General features: G+C 71.5%; 16 protein-coding genes and 3 pseudogenes. 6 read left to right on the top strand and 13 right to left on the bottom strand.

What is annotated here, in order from left to right; translation table 11 throughout:
- The 4 genes and pseudogenes from H1A17_RS15655 to H1A17_RS15640 form a co-directional block, all read right to left on the bottom strand.
- A partial coding sequence (locus tag H1A17_RS15655) for a transposase (protein ID WP_228543619.1) occupies positions 1 to 114 on the bottom strand: 114 nt, incomplete at its 3' end.
- An 88-nt stretch (positions 115 to 202) separates the two neighbouring features.
- Positions 203 to 329, bottom strand: a pseudogene (locus H1A17_RS15650) (IS5/IS1182 family transposase); the annotation flags it as partial.
- An 85-nt stretch (positions 330 to 414) separates the two neighbouring features.
- Positions 415 to 924: pseudogene (locus H1A17_RS15645) on the bottom strand (hypothetical protein); the annotation flags it as partial.
- On the bottom strand, positions 912 to 1274 hold the full coding sequence (locus H1A17_RS15640; protein ID WP_194822184.1) for a helix-turn-helix transcriptional regulator: 363 nt from the start codon (positions 1272 to 1274) through the stop codon (positions 912 to 914). The pseudogene H1A17_RS15645 and the gene H1A17_RS15640, both read right to left, overlap by 13 nt.
- Positions 1275 to 1323: 49 nt before the next feature.
- On the opposite strand from H1A17_RS15640, the gene H1A17_RS15635 reads away from it, so the two are divergent.
- Both H1A17_RS15635 and H1A17_RS34455 read left to right on the top strand, forming a co-directional pair.
- Entirely contained in the window at positions 1324 to 2007 is a 684-nt protein-coding gene (locus H1A17_RS15635; protein ID WP_240762771.1) for an alpha/beta fold hydrolase, read from the top strand.
- 757 nt (positions 2008 to 2764) lie between these two features.
- Positions 2765 to 5341, top strand: coding sequence for a helix-turn-helix transcriptional regulator (locus tag H1A17_RS34455; RefSeq protein ID WP_228543614.1), 2577 nt, complete (start codon positions 2765 to 2767; stop codon positions 5339 to 5341).
- A gap of 62 nt (positions 5342 to 5403) precedes the next feature.
- On the opposite strand, the gene H1A17_RS15625 is transcribed toward H1A17_RS34455, so the two are convergent.
- The 4 genes from H1A17_RS15625 to H1A17_RS15610 all read right to left on the bottom strand — a co-directional run bounded on the left by H1A17_RS15625 (position 5404) and on the right by H1A17_RS15610 (position 10300).
- Positions 5404 to 6888: a thrombospondin type 3 repeat-containing protein gene (locus tag H1A17_RS15625; protein WP_194822182.1), complete on the bottom strand. Its 1485-nt coding sequence runs from the start codon at positions 6886 to 6888 to the stop codon at positions 5404 to 5406.
- 282 nt (positions 6889 to 7170) lie between these two features.
- Positions 7171 to 7608: a hypothetical protein gene (locus tag H1A17_RS15620; RefSeq protein ID WP_145919099.1), complete on the bottom strand. Its 438-nt coding sequence runs from the start codon at positions 7606 to 7608 to the stop codon at positions 7171 to 7173.
- Between the two features lie 119 nt (positions 7609 to 7727).
- The gene (locus tag H1A17_RS15615; RefSeq protein ID WP_194822181.1) at positions 7728 to 8903 is read right to left on the bottom strand and encodes a Cmx/CmrA family chloramphenicol efflux MFS transporter; all 1176 of its coding nucleotides are present in this window, start codon (positions 8901 to 8903) and stop codon (positions 7728 to 7730) included.
- A gap of 350 nt (positions 8904 to 9253) precedes the next feature.
- Positions 9254 to 10300, bottom strand: coding sequence for an alpha/beta fold hydrolase (locus H1A17_RS15610; RefSeq protein ID WP_228543613.1), 1047 nt, complete (start codon positions 10298 to 10300; stop codon positions 9254 to 9256).
- Between H1A17_RS15610 and H1A17_RS15605 the strand changes: the two genes are divergently transcribed.
- Together H1A17_RS15605 and xylB are read left to right on the top strand one after the other, a co-directional pair.
- Positions 10256 to 11236 carry a YafY family protein gene (locus tag H1A17_RS15605; RefSeq protein WP_145919097.1) on the top strand — a complete coding sequence of 327 codons (981 nt, stop codon included), beginning with the start codon at positions 10256 to 10258 and terminating at the stop codon, positions 11234 to 11236. The genes H1A17_RS15610 and H1A17_RS15605 overlap by 45 nt on opposite strands.
- A 120-nt stretch (positions 11237 to 11356) precedes the next feature.
- On the top strand, positions 11357 to 12754 hold the full coding sequence (gene xylB, locus H1A17_RS15600; protein ID WP_145919096.1) for a xylulokinase: 1398 nt from the start codon (positions 11357 to 11359) through the stop codon (positions 12752 to 12754).
- Between the two features lie 132 nt (positions 12755 to 12886).
- Here xylB and H1A17_RS15595 read toward each other — a convergent pair whose 3' ends face one another.
- The 4 genes and pseudogenes from H1A17_RS15595 to H1A17_RS15580 all read right to left on the bottom strand — a co-directional run bounded on the left by H1A17_RS15595 (position 12887) and on the right by H1A17_RS15580 (position 16329).
- Entirely contained in the window at positions 12887 to 14098 is a 1212-nt protein-coding gene (locus H1A17_RS15595) for a pectate lyase (RefSeq protein WP_145919095.1), read from the bottom strand.
- A gap of 447 nt (positions 14099 to 14545) precedes the next feature.
- Entirely contained in the window at positions 14546 to 14782 is a 237-nt protein-coding gene (locus H1A17_RS34450; RefSeq protein ID WP_228543612.1) for a hypothetical protein, read from the bottom strand.
- Between the two features lie 93 nt (positions 14783 to 14875).
- Positions 14876 to 15775: pseudogene (locus H1A17_RS15585) on the bottom strand (ATP-binding cassette domain-containing protein); the annotation flags it as partial.
- Between the two features lie 260 nt (positions 15776 to 16035).
- The gene (locus H1A17_RS15580) at positions 16036 to 16329 is read right to left on the bottom strand and encodes a hypothetical protein (RefSeq protein ID WP_145919094.1); all 294 of its coding nucleotides are present in this window, start codon (positions 16327 to 16329) and stop codon (positions 16036 to 16038) included.
- Positions 16330 to 16732: 403 nt separating this feature from the next.
- Between H1A17_RS15580 and H1A17_RS15575 the strand changes: the two genes are divergently transcribed.
- Positions 16733 to 20953: an FG-GAP-like repeat-containing protein gene (locus H1A17_RS15575; RefSeq protein ID WP_194822180.1), complete on the top strand. Its 4221-nt coding sequence runs from the start codon at positions 16733 to 16735 to the stop codon at positions 20951 to 20953.
- A 169-nt stretch (positions 20954 to 21122) separates the two neighbouring features.
- Here H1A17_RS15575 and H1A17_RS15570 read toward each other — a convergent pair whose 3' ends face one another.
- A complete protein-coding gene (locus H1A17_RS15570) occupies positions 21123 to 22091 on the bottom strand; it encodes a hypothetical protein (protein WP_145919092.1) in 969 nt (322 codons plus the stop codon).
- A 142-nt stretch (positions 22092 to 22233) separates the two neighbouring features.
- Between H1A17_RS15570 and H1A17_RS15565 the strand changes: the two genes are divergently transcribed.
- On the top strand, positions 22234 to 25377 hold the full coding sequence (locus H1A17_RS15565) for an AfsR/SARP family transcriptional regulator (RefSeq protein WP_145919091.1): 3144 nt from the start codon (positions 22234 to 22236) through the stop codon (positions 25375 to 25377).
- Positions 25378 to 25497 lie beyond the last annotated feature (120 nt).

Here is a 25497-nt window from a genome sequence, read left to right as displayed (position 1 = left end):
CCGACGCGGATGCTTCTCGGGCCTGCCCATCCACTGCGGCGAGGGCAGCATCGGCTCAACGAGGTCCCACTCGGCATCGGTCAGATCAGACGGGTACCGCCGCACTCGATCCATGCCCGTCTACCGATCGAGCCCTGATCATCGATCGCACTCACTGTGCGACACACCCGACCAGCACACATCCCAAACACTCTCTCAGGCCTTGGGTCAGCGCGTCGATGATGCCGAGGGTGCGGGCGGCGGTCAGGTCGTGGGTCGACCCGGGCTGCGCGGCTGAGGCCCAGACGAGACGCCCCGGCCGCCCCGGCAATGACCCGCACGTTCACGCCGCCGGGCCAGCGGCGGGCCCGTCGCCACTGAAGCAACGTCAGCCGGCTGTACGTCGGTCGGCACGGTAGGCGGTCGGCACCCCCGTCAGAGCGGATCCGACCCGGCCGATGCCGCAACGAGGGCCGCCCGGGTCCCGGCGTCGGCGGGGACCAGGATCCGCAGCCGGAGCCACGGGGCGTGGGAGGGGCGGGTCTGGGTGGACAGGAAGGCCAGGGGGCCGAGGGTCGGGTGTGGGATGAGCTTGCGAGTGGGCTCCAGGACCTGCACGTCGTGGTCGGCCCACCAGCTGCGGAACACGGGGTTGGTCGTGGTGAGCTCTTCGACCAGGGTCACGAAGGCGGGGTCGCCTGAGTGGCGGTCGAACTCGCTGCGGAAGTCCAGCATGTTCGCGCGGGCGTTGCGGTGCCACGCGGGTGGGGCGGTGGGCCAGGTGACCGGGTCGAAGAGCCACAGCAGCAGATTGCGGCGGCTCGAGACCGGGGCGACCAGGCCGGCCATGATCAGCGCGGCGGCGCGGTTGTGGGCGACCACGTCGAAGCGGGGATCCAGGACAAAGGCGATGTGCGGCAGCAGGGCGTCGATCAACGCGGTGGTGTCGGCGTCGACCGGGGCTCGCCGGGGGGTGGTGGGGGCAGGGCGGCGAGGTGGAAGAGGTGGTCGCGCTCCGCGGCGGTGAGGGCGAGGGCGCGACTGAGGGCGAGGAGTACCTGCCCGGACGGAGTGACGACGCGGCCCTGCTCAAGCCACGTGTACCAGGACAAACCCACACCCGAGAGTTGCGCGACCTCCTCGCGGCGCAGACCCGGGGTGCGGCGGCGGCCGGGACCCGGATCCAGGCCGACATCGACTGGGCGCAGCGCCGCGCGGCGCGTGCGCAGGAAGTCCGCGAGGGCCGAACGGCGCGCCTTCGACGTCGGCGAAGAGGGTGTTGGTGTGGGTCCCACGATGAACCATCCTCTCCCGGCAGCAGCCCCGGCACCGAATCCTGGGTGGGTGACCGATACCAGCTTTCTGCTGCTGCACGGCGGCGCCGGGCCGCACACGATGGCGCCCTTCGGGGAGCTACTGCGGACCACGGTTCCCGATGCGCGGGTGATCGTGCCGACGCACCCGGGGTTCGCGGGAACGCCCCCACAGGCCGGCCTGGACAGCATCGCCGCGCTCGCCCGACACTACGACAGGCTGCTCGAAAAGGAGCACATCCATGACGTCACGGTGATCGGGAACTCGATCGGCGGATGGACCGCAGCCGAGATGGCGGCGCTGCGTAGCCCACGGGTCGGCCGGGTGGTGCTGGTCAACGCGGTCGGGCTCGACGTGCCCGAGCAACCGCTCAGTGACGTGTCCGGGCTGACCCCGCAGCGACTTGCCGCGCTGTCCTTCCACGACCCCGCCCGGATCCCGCTGGACCCGGATCGTCCGGGGCCCGATCTGTCGGCGCTGCGGACGTACACGGGAATGCGGATGATCGACCCGGCCCTGCGCGATCGGCTCGCCGGCATCGACGTGCCGACCCACGTGGTCTGGGGCGCGTCCGACGGCATCGCGCCGGCCGCCTACGGCCGCGCCTACGCCGATGCCATCCCGGGCGCCCGGTTCACGCTGCTGCCGGACGCCGGTCATCTGCCGCAACTGGAGGCCCCGGAACGACTCCGCACCGCCGTACTGGTCCGGTAGCCGTACTGCGGGGTCGTGAGCGATGCCGAGTCCTCCGGGTCGGCACCGCAGGGCGCGGTCCGGCCCGGCCACTTCGGCCGGGCCGTCGTCACCCGACTGACACTCCCGCCGCAGTGCGGTGCCGGCACGGTGACCCCGGAGCGGACCACCCGCGCCGGCCGCCCCTGCCCGCCTCGACGGACATCGGGTGGCACCTCAGGCGAGGCACCACCCGATTCCGCAGGTCGGGCGACGGCCGCAGCAGGGTGGGTCAGCTGTGGCAGCCCCGGGGTGCGTGGGCGCACATGGCAACCACGTCACCGGTCGGCGCCGACGCCAGCGCCGCCTGGGCACCGGCGACGACGAATGCGAGCGCGGCGGCCGCGATGGCCGCTCGAACCAATGTGGACATATTCGTCCCTTCGACAGTCCGGAAATCTAATGTGATCGATAATATCGTTGTTGTTTGATGCCCGGCCAACGTCGGATTCCCTGGCGGACGCAGATCGAGCATGCCGGGCCAATCCCGCCAATTCGGCGTGGCGCTTTCCTTTATCCAGAATTCCGATAGAACCTGGCCAGAACATACGATCGCGTATGGACCCGGCGGCGGACACCGTGGTCACCCCCGCCGGCCAGTCGGAATTGCGATGGAGGCGCATTGTTGGCGTACCGGTTCACCGAGGCCACAATGCAGGCAGCACAGTGCCGACTACCACCACGAGTGGACCAGCCGCACGCTTCACGCACCACCAGGGGATGGGGAGATGATCCCGGCATGACGATGATCGGCCGGGCCGGGGAGTTCAGCGACGTCCTCGCTGCGGTACACGATCCACAGACGGACGTGGTCCTGGTCACCGGCGAGGCCGGCGTGGGCAAGACCCGACTGCTCGACGCCGTGTCCACCGCTGTTCCCGCCGTCCGCGCCTGGGGCACGCGGGGACTGTCGCACGTCCCGCTGGCGGCCCTGGCGCACCTGGTCGACCCTGCGACGACGTCACTTCCGGAGATGGTCGCCCAGGTGCTCCAGGCGGTCCCGGCCGGAGCCGTGCTCGCGGTCGACGACCTGGACGGCTGTGACGAGGTCTCCCTGGCCGTCGCGGTACGGGTCGCCCGCGACGCCGGTCGCACACTGGTCGGCACCGTGCGGACCGCCGACGGTCGGGTGCCGCCCGCCGTGGCCGAGCTCGCGGCGTCGTCGAACACCGTGCTCCTGCCGATCGCGCCGTTCGACCGGACGCGCACGGAGGAACTGGTCGACGCGCTGCTCGACGGGCCGGTCGACGCCGGGGTCGTCGACGACGTGTGGCGGCGGACCGGCGGGAACGCCCTGTTCGTCACCCAACTGCTCGACGGCGCGCGGCGCAGCGGCGCGTTGCACCGCTCGGCGGTCGGCTGGCACGCCGTCGGGCCACTGCCCGTCCCCACCGGGCTGCGCAGCCTCCTGCCGGCCCGCCTGGCGGGCCTGCCCGACGACGCCGTCGCCGCCGCCCGCTTCCTGGCCGCCACCGGCCGGGCGCACGACGACGAGATCGCCCAGGCCGGGCACCTCGGCGGAACCGAGCACCTGGTCACCCACGGGATCGCGGTCTGGGCGGCCGAGACCGTGCGGTTCGTGCACCCGTTGTTCGCCGAGGTGCTGTGGGACGGGCTGTCGCCGGCCCGTCGGCGGGCGGTGCTCCGCGAGCACCTCGCGGTCGCCCGGAGTCTCGCGCCACACGACCACGTGCGGTGCACCGTGCTGAGCCTGGACGCCGGAGAGGCCGCGCAGCCGGGGCCGCTGCTGGCCGCAGCGCGGGTCGCCGCCGCGGGCGGCGCGACGGACGTCGCGGTACGGCTGGCCCGGGCGTGCCTCGACCGGGTCCCCGAGGTGTGGACCGCCCACCCGGAGGTCGCCGTCGGTGCCGCCCTCGTCCTCGCGGTCAACCTCTGGGAGACCGGGCGCGCCGACGAGGCCGTGGTCGTCCTGCGCGACGCGCTGGGCCGCACCCCACCCGGCAGGGACGCCGCCCTGCTCGCCGTGACCCTGCACAAGGTGATCCTCTGGGGCTGCCACGACCTGCCCGCCGCCCGGGACGTGCTGCGGCAGCAGTCCGCCCGCTATCCCACCGGCGCACCGGTCGGGGCCCTGTTCGCGGTCGCCGAGGCCGACGCCCTGGCATACGCCGGTTTCCCGGACGAGGCGCTGGCGCTCACGTCCGTCATCGGGGACGACGCCACGCTGCCGCTGCCGGTCCGGACCATGCTGGCGACGAGCCGCAGCAACGCCCTGGCCCACCTCGGGCGGACCGGCGAGGCGGTCGCCGTGGTCGAGGAACTGCTCGACCAGGTCACGGCCGCCGGGCCGGAGGCGACCGCCGGGACCCGCGACAAACTGCTCGTGTACGCGAGCCACGCGCTGCGCGAGCACGGTCGGCTCGACGACGCCGCGCACACCGCCGAGCGTGCCTACCACGGCGCGCTGGCCGACGGCGTGGTCTTCGAGCGCGCCTGGGCCGCGGTGTGCGTCGGCGCGGCCCGGTTGCAGGCGGGGCACCTGGACGAGGCGACACTCTGGGCGCGGCGCAGCCTCGTGACCTCGGTGGCCGCCGGGATGACCGACTGCACCCGGGTCAGCCTGTCCGTGCTGACCGTGGCCCACGGCTCACGCGGCCTGACCCCGGAGCCGGCGTGGGTGACACACCTGCGCTCACCCCAGGCGGGCCTGGGGTTCCTGCGCCACACCGTGCCGATCGCGCTGGGCTGGGCCGCGTACGCCGAGGGTCGTCATGCCCTGGCCTGTGACCTGCTGCGGCAGGGTCAGGCCAGGGCCGCGCGGGAACGGGCGGTGGCCGCCGAGTCCTGGATCCTGCACGAGCGCCTGCGGATGCACGACGGCACCGGGGTGCGCGCCCGGCTGGCGTCACTCGCTGTCGGGTCCCCGGTCGGCGCGGCGCGGCTGGCCCTGGCCACCGGGCTGGAACGCGCCTGCCCCGCGACCCTGCTGGAGGCCGCGGCGGCCTTCGAGGCGGTCGGTTCACCCCTGTACGCGGCGGAGGCCGCGGCGGCGGCGTCCCGGTGCGCGTCCGGCCGGACCGCAGCGGCGGCCCGACGACGGGCCGACGAGCTCGCGCACCAGGTGGGTGACCCGCCGACCCCCCTGTTGGGCCGGTCACCCGTGCCCGCCGACCCGCTGACCTCCCGTGAGCGCCTCGTCGTCGAGCTCGCCGCGGGCGGGGCGACGAACGCCGAGATCGCCGGGCGCCTGGTCCTGTCGGTACGGACGGTGGAGAACCACCTGTCCCGTGCCTATGCGAAGCTCGGGATCAACTCCCGGGGTGACCTCGCCCGGTACGGGGTCCCGCGCCGGTAGTCACGCCGTCCGACGGCGGCACGGCACGGCGACGACAGCCGCACCGCCGTCGGACAGCGTTCTCAGCAGGTACCGCCGCCGGAGGAGCAGCCTCCGCTGCCGGGAGCCCCGCCGCCGCCGGTCGCCCCGTCGAGCGGACTGGGCAGGTCGGGGCGGCTCTCTGGCGCGGCGGTGTTCCAGCCGGTCCCGAGGACCGTCGCCCCGACGTGGGTGCTGATGTCGTCACCCGCGAACAGGGAGATCAGGTCCCGGTGGCGCAGGGCCGCCTTGACGTCGTCGTCGGTCAGGACGCCGATCACGGAGGGTGCGTCCTGGACCGGGGTGACCGTCGAGCCCTTCATCGTGAACAGCTTGTCGAGCGCGGCGGCCGCCTCCTTGTGCGAGAGCCAGGCCGTGCCGGGCAGGGCCAGGCCGGTGCCCTCATCACCGGTGGTCATCGCATCGGTGCAGTTCTCACCCTTGGCGTCGCACTTCTGGGTCTTGGTGGTCGAGGAGGTCTCCTTGCCGTTCTTGTCGACCGTCCGCTCGGTGCGGGTCTTCGTCGTCCCGGTGGTCTTGCCGTTCTTGTCGCGCTCGTACTCGGTGGTGTCCTTCGTGATCGTGGTGCTGCCGTCCTTGTTCTTCGTGTGGACGGTTTCCGTCTCCCTGACGGTCTTCCCGTTCTGGTCGCGCTGCGTCCGTTCGGTGTGGTACCTGCCGCTCAGGTCGTAGTACGCCTCGTCGGTCGACTCCCCTGCCTTGTTCAGCTCCGGGTCGTAGTACTCGGTCCGGCTGCTCGACGTACACAGTTCCTCGCACCCCGGCGTGCCGGCCTTGGTAGTCGACGAGGACCCGTCGCCGTACTCCGTGTACCTCGTCCCGTTGTCGGTGCTCGTGTTCTTCTCGCCGCCGTGGCTGGCTGCCCACCAGGCGGTCACACCGTCGTACGCGCCGTACCAGCTGCCGTTGAACCGGCCGAGGTCGATCCCCATCTCCTTGCCGCCGCTGTCGAGGGTCAGGCCGAAGGTCAGGCCGGTCTTCCACGGCGCTTCGATGCCGAGGCCCTTGAGCAGCCCGTCGTCGATCCCGGCGAGCGCGATGCTGCCCCTACGGGTGGGGATCCCGAAGACCTCCGACGGCAGGCTCGGCTCGATACCCCCGGGCAGTTCCTGCAGGTTGAGCCACTTCTTCTCGAGGCCCTTGACGAAGTCCTCCGGGAACACGGCCCACGTGCCGTACCCGAGTTCGTAGGTCGGCAGTTTCCCGTCGATCGTCGCGTCCAGGACGAGGGACAGCGGCGGGGTGCTCGCCGGGTCGAGCGGGTCGTAGCCGAGGGCGGTCTCGTCGGCGTCGGCGACGCCGTCACCGTCGGAGTCCACGACCCCCACCGCCAGGTAGCAGGCGGACAGGTCGCACACCCGCAGGTCGGAGAGCCGGTCGTGGCGTCGATCGTCGTCGGCGCTGGCCGGCGAGGCGAGGGTCGTGGGGAGCAGAAGGGCACCGCAGGCGATGGTCGTCAGTGCGCGCCGGAACCAGGTATGTGCGGAAGCGATAGTGGGAGAGGACATCATGAGGGCGAACCTAGGTAGCCGTCGCAGGCATGTCCTGAGTAGTGCGTACTCAAACGTCCGCCGTACCGCGCCGTTCCGGCAGGGCGCGACGCCGGGTTCCACCACCGAGTCTGGTCGCCGGGGGAACGAGGCTCACGTTGTGTCGACTGTTGTCCTACCGGGAGCCTCGTCCTGTCCGCACCACCGAGACACCCCTGCCTACCTGCTCAGGCTGCCTTGGTCACGATGCGCACGGCAGCCTGTCCGGCTGACGCCGGTGCCGTCCGTGGTCACCCTGTTTCACAGCTCGACCAGGGCCAGCGTCCACTGGCCGTGAGCGTCTTCCCAGAGGGTGACGATCTCGCCGACCGGGACCGAGTTGTACTCGTACCGCTCGTCTTCCTCGTAGAAGTCGCCATCCTCCTCGGCCGCCGCGACGATGCGCAGGGCGTCCTCGCGGGTGCCGTCGGTGGCTGCGCGGATGCGGGAGACCCGCCACGTGACACCGCTGAGGTCGCGGCCGATGAGCTCACTACCGGGCACGAGGTTCTTGTCGTCGTCATCGATCGCGAAGAGGGTGCCGGGACCGTCGACCAGTAGCGTGTCGGTGTCGCCGATCATCAGGCTGTCGTCGACGATCTGTCGTTCGCCGCGGAGCACCGCCGGGTCGAGCCAGGCCGGCCGCCGGTCGAGTCCGACCTCGCTGATGAAGTTTCCCCAGGCGTAGAGCGCATACATGAACGCATGCTACAGAGCGGCAGGATCCTCGTTTCCTCAGGAGGATCGCGGGCCCGGTGACCCTGGCCCCACAGCGTTGCGCCTTGGCGCCCGCCGCGTGCACCCGTGCCCATTCGGTGTCACCGCCCCGGTGAACCTCGATCCTGCCGATGCGCAGCTCGACAGGTGGACCAGACGCCGACGGCGAGAATCACCAGCACGCAGCTGACGGCGATCGGGCCGCGCACGCCGAGCGCTCCGATGGTGAGACCGCCAGCGATGGGTCCGATGACCGCACCGATGTTCAACGCGACGGTCGCGAAGGAACCACCCATCGTGGGCGCGTCGCGTGTGGTGGCGACGATCCGGGCGATGAGCGTGCTGCCCAACGCGAAGGACAACGCGCCCTGGGTCAGGGCGAGAAACCACAACGCCACGGGGCTGGCAACGGTGAACGCCAGCAGCGCCCAGCCCGCCATGAGCAGCGGCCCGGTGACAGTGATCAGGGGTCGCCGGTGCCGGTCACCGAACCGCCCGGCCACGTTCACACCGAGGAACGCGCCGATCCCGAAGACAGCGAGCAGCAGCGGTACGGCGCGGTCGGTGAGTCCGGCCGGCCCGGTGGCGATCGCCGCCAGGTAGGTGAAGGTGCCGAACGTCGCGGCGTTGACCAGCACGGCCAGCACGATGCTCACCTGCGCCGGACGCCGACGCAGACTCGCCAACTCGCGGCCGATGGCGCTCCCGGCTCCCGTTCCGGCGCTCTGCCGGGGGTGGGTCGGCGTGGCCGCCAGAACCGCGACGAGCGCAGGCAGGCACAGCAGCGCGATGGCCCACAACGTGGCGCGCCAGCCCAGTACGTCGCCGACGAAGGCGCCGGCGGGCACTCCGGCGATCAGCGCGAGGGTGGTGCCGCCGAGGATGACTGCCAGCGCGCGGGTGTGCCGCTCGGCTGGGACGATGCGCGTCACGGTCGAGAGTGCGACGGCGAGGAACCCGGCATTCGCCAACGCGGCTCCGATCCGTGAGGCCAGCAGGATGGCGAAGCTGTCGGTGACCGCGCCGATGACGTGCGCGGCGATGAACAGGGCCAGAAACCCGGTCAGGGTCCAGCGGGGTGAGAGCCGGCGGGCAGCGGCGGCCATCGCCGGCGCGCCGATGACCATTCCCAGGGCGAAGCCGGAGGTGAGAAACCCGGCTCGGCCGAGCGATACCTCCAGGCCGCTGGCGATGCCGGGAAGGATGCCGGCGAGGACGAACTCCGAGGTTCCCTGGGCGAACACCGCGACGGCGAGCAGGTAGAGGAAGACGGGCATGAGCGTGCCTTCCGAAGCAGGAACGTGACGAGTGGCAGGCGTGTGGCACTGCCGGTGCTTCGGATGCGCAGGAACTCAAACGACGTCGCCGCCGACCGGATCGGTGCGGATCGTCAGTGGAGGGACTGGGGCATCTGGGGCTACCGGGAGGCCGGCAGCCCTGACCAGTCCGCTTGGGGAGCACTCACCTCGCTAGGCTACCAAAGGCCCGTCGTCGCTGGTGGGCGCGCAACGACGACGCTCGCGGGTGGGTTGGTGGCGACCCCACCAACCCACCACGCCGGGGGGACATGACCAGCGGCGAGCACACGCGATCCCTCGGATCGTGGAACGCGTGTCCAGCGGAGGTGCTAGGCGGTCCCCCGCCGGCCCAGCCACTTCAGAATCGCCTCGGTCGTCTCCTGCGGCTTCTCCTGCTGGATCCAGTGACCGCAGTCCAGACTGACCACCTCCACGTTCGGCACGAATGCCGTCAGCCTCTCCGCCTTCGCGACCGGGTCGCGGTCGCCGTAGATCATGAGGGTGGGCTGTCGGATGACCGGGTCCACGTCGGCCAGCAGGTGCCAGTTGCGGTCCAGGTTGCGGTACCAGTTGATGCCGCCGGTGAATCCTGTCGACGCGAAGGAGGAGACGAAGACGGCCAGGTCGCTGTCACTCATGACAGGCTCCCCGGGTGGGGTTTCCGCCCGGGCGAGGTTGATCAGCGTGTTGCCCGGCTGCGGCGCTGCGGGGGGCAGGTTCTTGCGGTACAGGTTCCGCAGGAACCGGAACGTGTCCTCCTCGAACACGGCGTCCGCGACGCCGGGCTGCCGGTTGAAGTGCACGAAGTAGAAGTCGCCGCCGAGCCCGGCCTCCATGGCCTCGATCCAGGGCGTCTCTCCGCGCTCCTGGTAGGGCACGCTCAGCGCCACCACGCCGTTGACCCGGTCGGGATGCAGCAGGGTCAGGCCCCAGACGACGAATGCGCCCCAGTCATGGCCGACGAAGGTGGCGTCGGCGTAGCCGTAGTGATCGAGGAGGGCGACGAGGTCACCCGACAGGTGTGCGATGTCGTATTCCGTCACGTCGGCGGGACGGGACGAGGTGCCGTAGCCGCGCTGGTTCGGGACGATGACGTGGTAGCCCGCCTCAACCAGGGCCGGCACCTGGTAGCGCCAGGAGTAGGCGAGTTCCGGCCAGCCGTGGCAGAGCACGACGGGGTTGCCCGCGTTCTGCCGGCCGGCTTCGAAGACTTCGAGGTGCACGCCGTTGACCGCAATGTGGGTGGGCTCGGGAAAGTCGAATGTCATGTCGGCATCCTGCGGACCGATACCGGTCATCTCCTGACCGGTTTCCGTGCCAGTGTTGTCCGGGTGCGCGCCGACCGGTTGATGGCCCTCGTCCTGCTGCTGCAACATCGCGGGCAGGTGACCGCAGCGGAGGTCGCCCGGGAGTTGGAGGTCTCCGAACGCACCGCCCGCCGCGATCTCGACGCCCTGGGCATGGCCGGCGTGCCGGTGTACTCCGTGCAGGGCCGGGGCGGCGGCTGGCGTCTCGTGGGTGGTGCCCGTACCGACCTGTCCGGGTTGACCGCGGGCGAGGCCCGCGCCCTGTTCCTGATCGCCGGCCCGGCCTCGACCGTCACGCCGGCCGTGAAAGCGGCGCTGCGCAAGCTCGTCCACGCCCTGCCGGAGCCGTTCCGGGCGCAGGCCGAAGCAGCGGCGGCGGCGCTCGTCATGGACCCGCAACGATGGGGGTCGAGCCGGGTCGAACCCCGACCGCCGCGCTTCGTCGACGAACTCCAGGACGCGGTGATCCGGGGCGTCCAGGTCCGGCTCGGCTACGTCGACCGCGACGGCAACGTCACCGGACGAACCGTCCACCCGCTGGGCATCGTCGCCAAAGGCCCGTCGTGGTATCTCGTCGCCGGCACCGAGGCCGGCCGGCGGACCTTCCGGATCGACCGCGTGTCGTCCGTCGACCCGACCGCCGATCCGGTGCACCGGCCTGAGGACTTCGACCTCGCCGGGAGCTGGCGCGAGATCGCCGACGAGGTCGAACGCCGGCGGACACCCGTCGAGGCGTACGCGAGGTGCGTGCCCCACGGGATCGGCGTGCTCCGGATGGGGTTCGGTGCCCGCCTCGACGTGGGAGGTGCCACGACCGACGGCCGCGTCGAGGTCGTGATCCGTGGCAACGACGAACACAAACTCGCCGGTGAGCTTGCCGGGCTGGTCGACTACCTGGAGGTGACCGGCCCTGCGGGGGTGCTGGACCACCTGTCCGCGATCGGCACCGTGCTCGTCGAACGGTACGGCCCGGAGCGGCAGGAAACCCTGACGGCAGAACGGTGATCGGGGTCGGCGCTGCACGGTCGGGGCACCGCTGTCGCGACGGCGAATTTTGTCAAGCCATTGAACTAATACGGTCGCCGGACGTAGGGTCGGGTCCCACCGAGCTACGGAGGCACCGCCATGCGTGGCGCGAGAACCCTCGTCGCCGGGGTCGATTCGTCGACCCAGTCGACCAAGGTCGTGGTCTGCGACGCCGAGACCGGCGAGGTGCTCCGCGAAGGCCGCGCCCCACACCCCGACGGCACCGAGGTCGATCCACGGTTGTGGTGGGCCGCATACCAGCAGGCCAGCGCCGGCCTGCTGGACGGTGTGGCCGCGATCGGCGTCGCCGGACAGCAGCAGGGCATGGTCTGCCTCGACGAGGCCGGCGAGGTGCTGCGCCCCGCCATCCTCTGGAACGACACCCGCTCGGCGCGCGCCGCCGTCGACCTGACCGCCGAGTTCGGCGGCCCGAAGGCGTGGGCCGACGCCGTCGGGCTGGTGCCGGTGGCCAGCTTCACCGTCACCAAGCTGCGCTGGTTCTCCCGCGCCGAGCCCGAACTCGCCGACCGCACCGCCACGGTGCTGCTGCCGCACGACTGGCTCACCCACCGGCTGCGCGCGGACGGCGGCGAGCCGACGACCGACCGGGGCGAGGCGTCCGGCACCGGCTACTGGTCACCGGCCGCCGGCGCGTACCGGCGGGACCTGGTGCGGCTGGCCTTCGGCCGGGACGTGGCACTCCCCCGGGTCGCCGGCCCGGCCGAGGTGGTCGGGGAGACCGCCTCCGGCGCGCTGCTCTCGGCCGGCACCGGTGACACGATGGGCGGGGCGCTCGGCGTCGGTCTGCGGCCGGGTGACGTGCTGGTCTCGCTGGGCACCTCGGGGTGCGTGTACGGGCTCAGTGACGGACCGACCGCCGACGCGAGCGGCCTGGTGGCCGGGTACGCCGACGCGACCGGCCGGTTCCTGCCGCTGGTGTGCACGCTCAACGCGGCCCGGGTGCTCGTCGCGGTCGCCGACCTGCTCGGTCGGTCACTGGCCGAGTTGGACGACCTGGCGCTCTCGGCACGACCCGGCGCGGGCGGGTTGACGCTGCTGCCGTACCTGGACGGGGAACGCACCCCCAATCTGCCCGACGCACGCGGTCTGCTCGCCGGCCTGACGCGGGCGAACGCGTCGGCGGCGAACCTGGCGCGGGCCGCGGTGGAGGGCATGCTCGGCGGCATCGCCGACGCCCTCCACGCGCTCCGCGCTCAGGACGTCCCGGTCGCCCGGGTGTTGCTGATCGGTGGCGCGGCCCGGTCCCGCGCGGTGCGGGCAATAGCGCCGGCGTTGTTCGGCGCACCGGTGAGCGTGCCGCGCCCCGCCGAGTACGTGGCGCTCGGCGCGGCGCGGCAGGCGGCCTGGGCGCTGTCCGGCGACGCCGAGCCGCCGCCGTGGCCGGTCGAGGCTGAGGAGATCACCGCCGCCGGCACCCCCGGGGTGTACGAACGCTACGTCGACGTCCGCCAGCAGGCACTCCCGCTGCTGACGTGACGCTGACAGCGTCCGGGGCCTCCTGTTTCCGTTCCTGCTGCTCGGTCGCGGACGTCGGAGGCGTTGCATCCCGCCCGATGCGACGCAGTGGGGCACCCGCCCGGCGGCGGGTGCCCCACTCGTCCGGGATGGCTACCGGAAGGTGACGTCGCTCCTGTTGACCTTGCAGTTGGCGTCGTTCCAGCCCTCACCGAGGTAGCTGGGTTCGCTACCCTTGGGCACACCCTTGTACTTGCCGCAGATGGTGGCCGAACCGATCACGACCACACGGGTGATCGTCGCGGTGTCGTTCCAGTTGCTGTTGATGCCGGCGAGCATGTCGATGTCGTCGACCAGGACGTTGTCGATGCGCACGTGGCGGGTGTACGAGGTGGTGCAGTTGCCGCAGCCGCGGTACAGCTTGCCGGACCCCTTCAGGTAGAAGCCGGAGATGTTGACCGTGCCGTTGCCGTTGTGCTGGAAGGTCTTGTCGCTGCCGCTGCGCGCGCCGCCACCGATGACGTACGAGGTGCCGCCGTTGGTCTGCTTGAAGGTGGCGGCGTCCTCACCGATGTCGTTCCACCACACGTTGCGCAGGGTGCAGGTGCCTTCGCAGTGCACGCCGTCACCGGCGGGCGAGCCGAGGATGACGTTCTGCAGCGTGCCGCCGTTGGCGATCTTGAACATCGGGTCCTGCGACTCGCTCTGCCCGCCGTCACCGATGCAGCAGTAGGTCTTCATCCCGCCGTCGAAGGTGCCGGAGACGTTGACCGTGCCGGAGATGCTGACCGAGCCGGTCGACGACGGCCACGCGCCGGTCGGCGTGCCCGGGTTGCTGGTCGGGCTGGACGTCGGACCGCTGGTGGGGCCGGAGGTCGGACCGGTGGTCGGGTTCGACCCGCCGCTGGAGTACGTCTCGAACTCGGCGATCCGCGGGGTGCCGGACGCGCTGGTGATGACGAAGGAGACCTTCTTCAGCGACGTCGAGGAGAAGTTGATGGTGCTCGGGGCGCTGCTGCCGCTGGCCAGGACGGCGCCCGTGTCGTAGTTCTTGAGCTGCCAGCCGCTGATCGAGCCGCCGCCCGAGGCCTGCACGATGACGGCCGAGGACACGGTGGTGGCGCTGTCCCACTTGACCGAGACCGTGCCGGTCGAGCCGCTCGGCGACCAGTAGGTGCTGGCGTTGCCGTCGATGACGTTGCCGTAGCTGGTGCCACTGGCCTTGCTGGAGCCGTCGGCGCCGGCGCCGAGGCTCAGGTTCGTGGCGGCCGAGGCGCTGGGAATCTGCAGCGCCAGGGCGACGACGGCACCTGCGACCACGGTGACACCGCCGGCCAGCCACCGCGAGGCGACTTTGCGTCTCATCTGATTTCACCCTTCGAGCATGAGCACTTGGGACGGGAAAGCGCTTTCCAACAACAATAGAGACTGGTCGATGGTGAGGCAAGGGTCACACCACCTTCGTCGGAGTTGTCCCGTAAGGACTGGCCGCCCGCCACGAAGCCGCCACCCACCTCGCCGACATCAATGACCGGCGGTGACCGACTTCGGGACAGGGCCCAGTCCGGTCGGGCGCCTCCGTGGATGCTCCCTACGTGCTCGGCCGTCGAAGGATCGCGGTTCGGCCAGGCTGGGCCGCCACGCCCGGCCCGGCCGATCCAGCCAACACGCCGGCTCCACCCCCCCATGACCGTGTGGTCGGTTGTGCGGGCGCAGTGTGGGCGTCGTCGTGGGCAGGGCGTCTGCGGTGCGACGGTGGTGAGGCCGCTGGCGTGCGGGATGGCGGTGACCGTCTGGGCGAGGGTGCTGGTCTCATCGATGACGGTTTCCCCGGGGATGTCGAGCAGGTCGCGGTGGGTACCAGGTGCGCATCTCGTCGGGGGTGACGGGGATCGGCTCCTCACGGCCGAGGTGGCGGCGGACGGTCTCGTCGAAGGACACGTCCAGGTAGAACACCGCGGCCGGGCCGGGATGATCGTCGATGAGCTGGTGCAGCACGGCCGCGTAGCGTTCGGTGTGCAGCCTCGCGGGCGGTCGTGGTCTTCCCACTGCCGGAGTTCCCCCGAATGATCACCAGCGTTGGTGGCGAGGGCTTCGTGGGGTTCGGCTTCGTGGGGTTCGGCTTCGTCATGGCGTGCTCCGTCACGCCGTGACGGTTCGGCGGGGCACCGTCGCGGCGGACCCGGTGGTGTCGTAGCCGGCGGCTTGCAGGGTGAACAGCTCCGCGTACCGTCCGTCGGCGTCCATCAGGTGGCCATGGGTGGGTGATCAGGATGGTGATGGCGTGTCCCTGCCGGTCCCGGATGGCTCGGAAGAGGGCGTCCTCGGCGCGGGGGTCGAGGGCGGACGACGGCTCGTCCATGATCAGTACGTCGGCGTCGCGCAGGAACCCACGGGCGGCGGTGATGCGTTGCCACTGGCCGCCGGAGAGGTCCTGCCCGCCGGCGAAGGTGCGGTCGAGCAGTGTCTCGTACCCGTGGGAGAGTTCGGTGATCATGTCGTGGGCGACCGCGCGGGAGGCGGCGGCCTCGATGCGGGTCTGCTCGGCGTGGGTGGTGACGTCGCCGACGGCGATGTTCGTGGCGGCGGTGAACGGCCACTTGTGGTAGTCCTGCGTCATCACCCCGATCCGCGCCCGCAGCGCATCGGTGTCCCAGTCGCCGTCCGGTCGGCCGGTGTAGTGGATGGCGCCGCCGGTGGGGGTGCGCAGGGTAGCGAGCATGGCGGCGAGGGTGGACTTGCCAGAGCCGGTCGGTCCGGGCCTGGCGTATTTCGGTGTAGACGCGGTCGATCTGGAAGGTGACCACCGCGAGGGACCGTTGGGCGGACTGGACGGCGGTGACACGGGTCGCGGCGGCGGCGAGAGGGGATCTGCCCGTCGATGAGCAGCACACCGAGCAGGATGTAGACCACGGCGGTCGCCACGCCGCCGATCACCGCGCCGATGGTGGTGGTCGTGGTGACCCTGCGGGCAAGGGCGAGTTGGATGCCGGTCCCGACGGCCATGACCCGGTCGTACTGGTCGAGCAGGAACCCCCGCAGGCTCATCCGAGTCCTGCGGCTTTTCGACATCCCGGTAAGGTTCCCCCGGTTCGCCGGAGAATCCCGTGAAACCCGGGAATCAAAGCCTCCGAGCCACCGGGGGAACCTCACGCCCGAACAACCGATCGCCGTCCACCGCGCGCCTGGGGTGGCCGACGCTCCGGCCGCCTTTCCCGGTCAGCGCCACTAGCGTGTCCGACCTGTCTGGTGCGTGGGCATCCAACCGGCTGGCTCCAGAGGTTCCGCTCAGTCGCGTCCGCTCAGCAGGTGGTGTTGCCCAGCGGGACCCAGCCATCCAGCGACGGGTCCTCGGCGCCATGGCCGTAGACCCAGTTGTCGTTGTCCTCGCCCCAGCCCGCGTGCGCGCGGAACCCGCGACCGGCGGTCAGGGTACGCAGGACGTAGCCGTGCGGTGCGGCCCGCAGCCAGGTGTTCTGCGTCAAATTGCAGACGAAGCCGGGCGCATCGCTGGCATGGGCCGGTGCGGCCACCACGGCCGCGCCGGTGAGGCTGACAGCCACGATCGTCAGTACGGACAGAAGTCGGCGGTTCACCGGGGTCCCTTCGGAGTAGTTAGCGCTCCGTCCATTGTGGCCACAAGCCGCACCGGCCGGAATAGCAATGACGGTCCACGCTTAGCTCTCGGCCTCGCTTCATCAATTGAGGTTCGGGTTCATCGAACTCAAGTTCGTTGCGGCATAGCCTCGCCGGCTCCCGGCCAGCCCCGTCGACGGGATCGGCGGACGGCCCGGTCGCCGTGGTCCGTTCCAACCGCTGAGCCGAGCCTTGCGGGTCAGCTTGATCACGCGACGGGCGATACGCTCTCCGGCGGCAGGGAAACCGCGCCGGCCCCGCCGTCCGCCTTCCCCGCTGACGGCGCAGGAGCGCCGAGCGGGTGGCCGTCCGTGACCGGCCCGGCAGGCGGAGGCGTCCATGTCGTCGTCCCAGCATCCATCGGTGACGGCCCGAACCGGCCGGCCGCAACGGGCGTCCCGTCGCAGCCTGGCAGCCGGAGTGGTCGCCGCCCTGCTGGCCGGCCTCGCCGTGGCGATCGGCGGTGGGGCGCCGGCACACGCCGTCGACCCCAACGGCCTGTCGCCCTTCGTCAGCTACAACATGCAGGGCAGCGACAACGGCAACCGGTGGCGCCACCAGGTCGCCGACATGGCGGCCCGCTTCCCGGTGGTCATGATCCAGGAGGCCGGACCGAGCCTCCCCGTTCCCTTCAACGGGGAAGTCGAGGACATAGCGATCCGACGGCCGAGCGTGCCCCGCGGTGTCCAGTACGTACAGCACTCCCGGTGGGCCCCTGAGGGCTCCTCACGCGGCCCCCTCCACCACGTCTACTTCTTCCAGACCGACCCCCAGTGGATCGAGAGCACCAACGAGATGCTCTGGGAGGGTGGCCGGGTCAACCTCGTCACGGTCACCGACCAGCCCGCCGACGACGTGATCGTCGTCGAGAACCCCCTTTTCCGGGCGGACCCCGTTACGGGCGACCCGAACGCCTACCGCTACCGGCCGCTGCTGGGGCTCCGGTTCGGCAACGTCTGGTACTTCAACGTCCACGCGCGCGGCAAAGACGTGCAGGACCTGCTGGCCCGGGCGCGGGCCCGAATGGGGCCCGGGCAGTCTTTCGTGCTGGCCGGTGACTACAACGTCGACATCACCAACCGCACCACCGCGCAGGCGGAGGACGAGACCCTGCACCTCGAGCCGGACGAGCATCTCTTCCGCACCGGACAGTGGACCCACTACGACTCCCGCACGGGTAGCCGGAGCGAATACGACTACGCGGTCAGCAACGTTCCCGGCCTGCGTCTCGTCGCCTGGTCGCCCGACACACCGCGTTCGGACCACCGCCCGGTCTTCTACAACACGGTACGCACCCCGCCGGCACCGGTCCGGCCGATCCACGTCAACCCGGTGCTGATCCGTAGCGATCACGGTGAGTTCCTGGATCAGACCGCCAACGGCACCTTCGTCGCCTACCGGCGGCAGAACAACGAGAACCAGGTGTTCGAGCACCTGCTCGCCGAGGACTTCTGGAACGTCCTGCGCAACCGCCGCACGAAACAGTGCGTGGGCATGGCGAAGCCGCTGGAGGACCGGACGCTGAACCCGGTGCTGCCGGTGGACTGCGACGACCCGGGGGCCCGGTGGGCGATCGAGGACCCACCGGCGGAGGGCGGCCCGGCCATGTGGCGCAACGTCTCGTACCCGGACGCCTGCCTGAGCATGCCCGAGCTCGACGGCCAGCCGATGGTCACCGAGTACTGCGACCCGGACAAGAGGCCGCAGCGGATCTGGGAGGTCGCCGCCCGCATCCCCGAGAGCCAGTGGGAGACGACGGTCACCAACCAGACGATCCAGTCCGTCACCTCCGGCAGCTACCTCGACGTCTTCCGGGGACTGTCCGGGGACGACTCCCCCGTGATCACCTATCCGCCCCGGGACGTCAGCAACCAGCGCTGGCGGCTCGAGACCGTGGACCCGGCGGACAACCTCATCCGGCTACGGCCCGAGCACGCCACCGAGGACTGCCTCGACGTCTACCGCAGCGACGACGACGCGCAGCCCAAGCAGGCGGTGGTCTACCGCTGCGACGACCCGGGATCCACCAACGACGGTGAGGGGCACCGCTGGCGGGTGGAGTACGTCGCCGACTCGCAACCGGACGACCCGGACCTCCCGACCGAGGTGACGTTCCGCAACGAGGCCACCCACCTGTGCCTGGAGGCCTCGGACCGGGCCGAGGCCCCGGCTATCGCCGCCGTCTGCGACGACAGCCACTCCCAACGCTGGCGCATCGGTCCGCGGAGCCCGGCCCCGGGCCCGGGGCCGACGACCCCGCCGGACCGTGACCCGCTGCCGCGCCCCACCCGGCTGCCGCCACGCTCCGATCCCAGCACCGACCTGCGGTTGATGCCGCTGGGCGACTCCATCACCTACGGCGTCGGCGCGGCGGGGAACAACGGGTACCGGCGCGAGCTGTTCGACTCCCTGGAGTCGGTGACGACCTCGCTCGACTTCGTCGGCTCCATGCGCCAGGGCGACTTCGCCGACCCCGACCACGAGGGTCACCCCGGCTGGCGGATCGACCAGATCGACAAGCTGGCGACGAGCTGTTCGATCCCGTCCTACCGCCCGAACGTGGTGACCCTGCACATCGGCACCAACGACATGCGCAGCTCCGAGGGCGCCGAGGGTGCCCCGCAGCGCCTGCGCGGGCTGATCGAGGATGTGGTCGAGCTGGCCCCGGAGACCACCGTGCTGGTGGCGACCCTGATCCTGTCCAAGGATCCGGCCGTCAACGCGCGGGTGCAGGACTACAACCGGCAGATCCCGGGGATCGTCGCGAACCTGCGCGCGCAGGGCAGGTACGTGCGGACGGTCGACATGTCCGCCGTCACCGCGGCCGACATGACCGACAACCTCCACCCGAACGCCGCCGGGTTCGGCAAGATGGCCGCCGCGTGGCGGGCGGCGATCGGCGACGCGCTGCGCGAGCGCTGGATCGCCCCGCCGGCCACCGTGTCCGGCACCGCGAAGGCGTGTGCCGCCGAGACGCCGTCGCCGGGCGACGGTGGCGACGACGGCTGGGACTGGGCCGGCGTGGTGGCCTCGGGCGTCGGGGCGAGCCGGGACCACGTCCGGCTGGCCGACCTGGACGGAGACGGCCGCGACGACTACCTCGTGGTCGACGCCGGAGGCCAGGTCTCGGGCTGGCTGAACGCTCCGGGACCGAACGGATGGGGCTGGAAGTACGCCGGCGTCGTCGCCTCGGGAGTGGGCGCGACCCGCGACCAGGTGCGCTTCGCCGACCTCAACGGCGACCACAAGGCCGACTACCTGGTGGTCGACGACGCCGGGCGGGTCAGCGCGTGGATCAACGACTACCAGCCCGGCACCGGTTCACGCTGGACCGGGGCGGGCGTCGTCGCCACCGGCGTCGGCGCCACCCGGGACCGGGTGCGGTTCGCCGACCTGGACGGCGACGGCCGCGACGACTACCTCGTGGTCGACGACCAGGGCACGGTCACGGCCTGGTTCAACAACCGGGGCGGCACGGGGTCGGCCTGGATCGGTCAGGGACAGGTCGCCGCCGCCGCCGGAGTCACCCGGGACGGGCTGGTGCTCAGGGACCTCAACGCCGACGGCCGCGACGACTACCTCGTCATCGACGACAACGGTCGGATCAAGGCCTGGCTCAACGATTTCGCCACCCGCGTAGGCGGATGGAAGTACCAGGGTGAGATCGCCTCCGGTGTCGGGGTGGCCCGGTCCGGGGTCGCCGTGGCCGAGATCAACGGGGACGGCCGGGCCGATTACCTGACGATCCGGGAGAACGGCGTGATCACCGCCTGGTTCAACGACCGGTTCAGCGGCGTCGACCGGTGGGCCTGGCAGGGAACGGTCGCTCCCGGTGCCGGCGTGCCCGGGGCCCAGGTACGGTTCGCCGACCTGGACGGGGACGCCCGCGAGGACTACCTGGTGGTGAACGAGACCGGCCGGATCGCGGCGTGGCTGAACGCCGGCCGGGACGGCGACCAGAACTGGGGCTGGGTCTACCAGGGCATCGCGGCACCCGGGGTGGGGTCGACCGGTGACCGGGTACGGCTGGCCGACATCGACGGTGACGGCCGCGTCGACTACCTGGTGGTGGACGACTCCAGCCGGGTCCGGGCCTGGCTCAACGGCGGGAAGGACGGCAACGGCCGGTGGGTCTGGAACTCCGTGGGCGAGATCGCGGCCGGGGTGGGCGTCGCCGGTTCGCAGGTGCGCTTCGCCGACGTGGACGGTGACCGCAAGGCCGACTACCTGGTGGTCGATGCCGCGGGCCGGGTGCGGGCCTGGCACAACAACCGCGGCGGCTCCGGGGCGCCCTGGGGGGATCTGGGCCTGATCGCCACCGGGGTGGGGGCCACGGACGCCGAGGTCCGCTTCGCCGACGTCAACGGCGACCGCCGCGCCGACTACCTGGCCGTCGACGAGGCGGGCCGGCTGCGGGCCTGGCTGAACGATCCCGCCGGCGGGTGGACCCTCGCGGGGGAGATCGCCACCGGCATCGGTGCCTCCGGTGACCAGGTCCGCCTGGCCGACCTGAACGGCGACCGTCGGGCCGACTACCTGATCGTCGGTGCCGACAGCGCGGTCCGGGCCTGGCTACGCCGCTAGGTCGGGCGGGGCAGCCGCCGCCGACCAGGTTCGTGCGGTGGCGGGCCTGGGTCGGTGCCCGGCGAAGCAGTCCGCGCGGAGCCCGGGCACGAGTGGCGGCGACAAGGGGGCGCGGCCACCGCGCGACGACGGTGGTCGTCGCGCGATGACCGCGGGGACGGGTGCGGGATCAGGCCGCGATGGTTTGCAGGTAGGCGAGCCCGCCACACGAGAGCGTGCTGAGGTTCTTGAACCACATCGCGAGCTGACGCTGCGAGGAGCCGTCACTGTTGATGCGCTGGATGTAGACCACGCGCGTGACCTCGAACTGGCAGTAGGTGGGGGCGCTGCCCTGGGGCGACGGGCCGATCACGTAGGCCGAGGTGACGGGATTCGCGTTGTTCCAGGTCGTGGACCAGGTGCCACCGCCGCCCACGGTTCCGATGGTGAACTGCGACCCGATGGTGGTGGAGCCGAGCCGGACGTCGGCCTGGCAGGTGATGGTCCCGACGTTCTTGACCTCCACCCAGATCTGCCGGAGCGAGCTGCCCGGCTGCACGGTCCAGATGCGTGTCACCTGGAACTGGCAGGCCGCCGAGCTCGTGGCGCCGTTCGGGTTGAGACCGGCCACCCAGATGGTGTTCCAGGGGACGTTCCAGAGGTACGTCTGGGTGCCACCCGGGTTGACGCCCCCGGTCGAGACCAGGGACGTGCTGGTCACCGCCGCCAGTTGTACCGTCGCACCACAGGCGATCGAACCGACGTTCTTGAGGGTGAACTGGAACTGCCGCTCCCCGGTGGACAGCTGGACATACCGGCTGCTGATCGTCTCGAACTGGCAGGTGGCCGAGGTGGTGGCGCCGGCCGGGTTGTAGCCGACCACGTAGGCGGCGTCGGCCGGGGCGTTGGTCCAGGTCCAGCCCTGGGTGCCGCCGGCCGCGACGGTGCCGGTGAACCACGCCGCGGCGGTGCCGATCCCGCCCTTCGCGGCGGGGCCCAGTCCGTTCGACGCCGCTGCGGCGGCCCGTGCGTCGCGCAGTGACGACTGCGATGGCTGCGACGGCTGCCGCGACGCGCCGGCCTGCGCGACCCCTGACGATGCGACGACCATGCTGAGCGCCGTCATCGCGAGGAGAACCGCGCGGATTCTTCGTCCCATTGAAGCTCCTTTATCTCGGATTCCGGGCCGTCCGCCCGGCTCCATCAGGCTGCGCGGCCCCGCTTGCCATCGGCTAGCCATCCGATAGCCGCCCTGGCGGCGACACATAGAATCATGTTCGATACATCGATGTGGGGGCTGGATGACATGGCGCTTGCTCGGCCCGGTTGAGGCCGTGGTGCGGGGCGAGCGAGTGCCGCTGGGGCGACCACAGCAACGCGCGGTGCTGGCGTTTCTGTTGCTCAACGCCAACGTGGTGGTGTCGGCGGAACAGTTGGCCGAGGCGCTGTGGGGCGGAGCTCTGCCCACCCGCGCACGGGCACAGGTCCAGGTCTGCGTCTCCCGGTTACGACAACTGACCCGCGCGGCCGGTATACCCGAAACAATCTATTCGGACTCCGGGGGATACCGACTTGAGCTGGCCGGCGACGACCTGGATGTGGCGGTGTTCTCCGGGCTGACCGAAACGGCGCGTCGGTACGCCGACTCCGGCCGGCACGAGCGGGCCACCACCCTGTTGCGGCAGGCGTTGGCGTTGTGGCGTGGCCCGGCGCTCGCGGGCGCGTCCGCCGCGTTCGTACCGGCAGCCGCCGCCAGCCTGCACGACAAGCGACTCGCCGCCTCCGAGGACCTGTTCGACGCCGAGTTCGCGCTCGGTCGGCACGCCGCCGCGGTGGCGCCGTTGCGCGAGCTGGTCACCGCGAACCCGTGGCACGAGGGTCTCGCGGTGCGGCTGATGGCGGCGCTGGCCGGGTCGGGGCACCAGGCCGAGGCGCTGCGGGTGTTCGAGCGGATCCGCCGCCTGCTCGCCGATGAGTTGGGCATCGAGCCGGGACCGCGGCTCGCGGAGGCCCACGTGCGGGTGTTGCGGCAACAGTTTCCGCCGGGCAGGCCCGCGCCAGCGACCCGGGAGACCGGACCTGGTCTGCGCCCCGCCCAACTGCCCGCCGGCCTGGCCACCTTCACCGGCCGTGGCAACGCACTCGCCGCGATGGACACGATGCTGAGCCAGGCCCAAGAAAGCGGCGCCCTGACGGTCGTCGCGATCATCGGGACGGCCGGGGTGGGCAAGACGGCGCTGGCGATCCGGTGGGCGCACCGGGTACGGCCCCTCTTCGACGACGGGCAGCTGTTCCTGGACCTGCGCGGCTACTCCCCCGGAGCGGCGGTAGCGCCGCTGGACGCGTTGTCGCGCTGCCTCCGCGCACTCGGTGTGCCGCCCACCCAGGTGCCGGACGACGTCGACGAGGCGACGGATCTCTACCGCAGCGTACTCGCCGACCGGCGGGTGCTGATCCTGCTCGACAACGCCCGCGACACCGGGCACGTCCGGCCGCTGTTGCCCGGCGGCGCCGGCTGCCTGGTGATCGTGACCAGCCGTGACCGCCTCGGCGGGCTGGCCGCCCGGCACGACGCGCAGCGGCTGTCGTTGGACGTGTTCGCGCCGCAGGAGGCCACCGAACTGTTGACCCGCGTCATCGGCGCGGAACGGGTCGCCGGGCAGCGGGACGCTCTCACGGAACTGGCCCGTGACTGCGCACACCTGCCGCTGGCCCTGCGCATCGCCGCAGCAGACCTGCACGGCCGACCACAGGAGATGGTCAGCGGGTACCTGGCGCGGCTCCGCGCGGGCGACCCGCTGACCATGCTGACCGTCCGTGACGACGAACAGACGGCGGTGCGTTCGGCGTTCGCCGCCTCCTACCAGACGCTGCCACCGCGACTCCAGCAGCTCTTCCGGCTGTTCGGCCTGGTGCCCGGCTGCGACGTGACAGCGGAGTCGGCCGCCGCGATGCTGCGGTGCGGAGCCGACGAGGCGGCGGACATGCTCTCCCGTATCGCCGACGCGCACCTGGCACAGGAGCGGACGCCGGGTCATTTCGGCACCCACGACCTGCTCGGCCGGTACGTGACCGAACTGGCGGAGATCGAGGACAACCGGGAAAGACTGGGCGACCTGCTGTCGTGGTACCTCTTCAGCGTGTACGCCGCAGCCGACCGGCTGTATCCCCAGGTGTTACGCGTGCCCACGCAGCTTCCCGCGCCCGCCGGTGCACCGATGCGATTCGCCGCCCACGTCGACGCTCTCGCCTGGCTCGACGCGCACCGGCACAACCTCGTCGCCGTGACCCGCCACGCGGCACACCAGGGACTGCACACCGTCGCCTGGTCGCTGGCGGACGCGCTACGCGGATACCTGTGGCTGGGAATGCACACCACGCAATGGTCCGAGGTCGCGGGGATCGGTCTTTCCGCGGCCCGGGCCGACCGGCACGAGCAGGCCGAGGCGGCGGCCCGGCTGAGTCTCGCCGCCCTGCACTGGCGGCTGGAACGGTTCCCCGAGGCGATCGACGAGTACCGGCTGGCGTTGCACTGCGCGAACCGTTCGGGATGGCACGACGGCGAGGCAGCCGCGCTGGGCAACCTGGGCCCCGTCTTCCGGATGACCGGCCAGCCGGCTGAGGCCCTGCGGGTCATGGAGCAGGCACTGGAGTTCAACCGGCGCAACGGTCGGACCGCAGGCGTCGCCGTCAACCACAACAATCTCGGGCTGGTCTGCGCCGACCTCGGACGACTCCGCGAAGCCGCAGACCATCACCACGCGGCGCTCACCCTGGCACACCAGGGCGGGGCAACCTCCAGCCGGGCCCTCATCCTGAGCAACCTGGGCGTCGTCCACCACCTTCTCGGCCGCTCCGACGACGCACTACAGACGCTGACCGAGGCACTGGAACTCCACGAGCAGACGGGCAGCCGCGGCCGGGCCACCACCCTGTGCGCGCTGGCCCGGGTCCACTGCGATCGTGGTGACCAGCCGCAGGCCGCCAGCCTCGCCCGGCAGGCGCTCGACATGGCGCGCTCGCCGGCCGAGCCCCGGGTCGAAGCGCTCGCCCTCCACATCCTGGGCATCGTCGAGGGGAAACCCGGCACCCTGTTGGATGCCCTGAGAACGGCACGCACCACCGCGGACCGGTACATCGAGGCCGACATCACCGTCAGCCTCGCCGAAGTCGACGAGCCTGCGGCACCCTCCTGGTGCCATGCGGCGCTGTCCATCACGCGGCAGTGCGGCTATCTGCTGCTCGAAGGCCGGGCGCTCGCCGCCCGCGCCGCAGCCGAGTACCGGGCTGGTGACATGGCCGCCGCCTGGCGCAGCGCACGGCTGGCGGCACAGTCACACGCCCGGACCGGCCACCAGCCGGGCACGGAGCGCGTCGAGAAGCTGCTCGCCCTTCTCGCGTCGGAGTCCCCGCCGGGCGCCACGCGCGGGCCCGGCCACCGGTGAGACGAGTCAGCAGTGCCGGGTGCGGACGGGCGACCACCGAGCCGGGTCGGTGCGGGTGGTCAGCGGTTGTCGTCCGGTCCCAGCGCGCCGCGCCGCCAGGTGTACCACCCGCAGGGCCGC

This window comes from Micromonospora sp. S-DT3-3-22 (assembly GCF_015354745.1).
Taxonomy (GTDB): Bacteria; Actinomycetota; Actinomycetes; order Mycobacteriales; family Micromonosporaceae; genus Micromonospora; species Micromonospora wenchangensis.
This window is presented reverse-complemented; position numbering and strand designations above follow the sequence as displayed.

Excerpts from the sequence above, each read along its gene's own strand:
- H1A17_RS34455 (WP_228543614.1), top strand. The coding sequence starts at position 2,765 with ATGACGATGATCGGCCGGGCCGGGGAGTTCAGCGACGTCCTCGCTGCG.
- H1A17_RS15625 (WP_194822182.1), bottom strand. The coding sequence starts at position 6,888 with ATGTCCTCTCCCACTATCGCTTCCGCACATACCTGGTTCCGGCGCGCA.
- H1A17_RS15620 (WP_145919099.1), bottom strand. The coding sequence starts at position 7,608 with ATGTATGCGCTCTACGCCTGGGGAAACTTCATCAGCGAGGTCGGACTC.
- H1A17_RS15615 (WP_194822181.1), bottom strand. The coding sequence starts at position 8,903 with ATGCCCGTCTTCCTCTACCTGCTCGCCGTCGCGGTGTTCGCCCAGGGA.
- H1A17_RS15610 (WP_228543613.1), bottom strand. The coding sequence starts at position 10,300 with ATGTTGCAGCAGCAGGACGAGGGCCATCAACCGGTCGGCGCGCACCCG.
- xylB (WP_145919096.1), top strand. The coding sequence starts at position 11,357 with ATGCGTGGCGCGAGAACCCTCGTCGCCGGGGTCGATTCGTCGACCCAG.
- H1A17_RS15595 (WP_145919095.1), bottom strand. The coding sequence starts at position 14,098 with ATGAGACGCAAAGTCGCCTCGCGGTGGCTGGCCGGCGGTGTCACCGTG.
- H1A17_RS15570 (WP_145919092.1), bottom strand. The coding sequence starts at position 22,091 with ATGGGACGAAGAATCCGCGCGGTTCTCCTCGCGATGACGGCGCTCAGC.
- H1A17_RS15565 (WP_145919091.1), top strand. The coding sequence starts at position 22,234 with ATGACATGGCGCTTGCTCGGCCCGGTTGAGGCCGTGGTGCGGGGCGAG.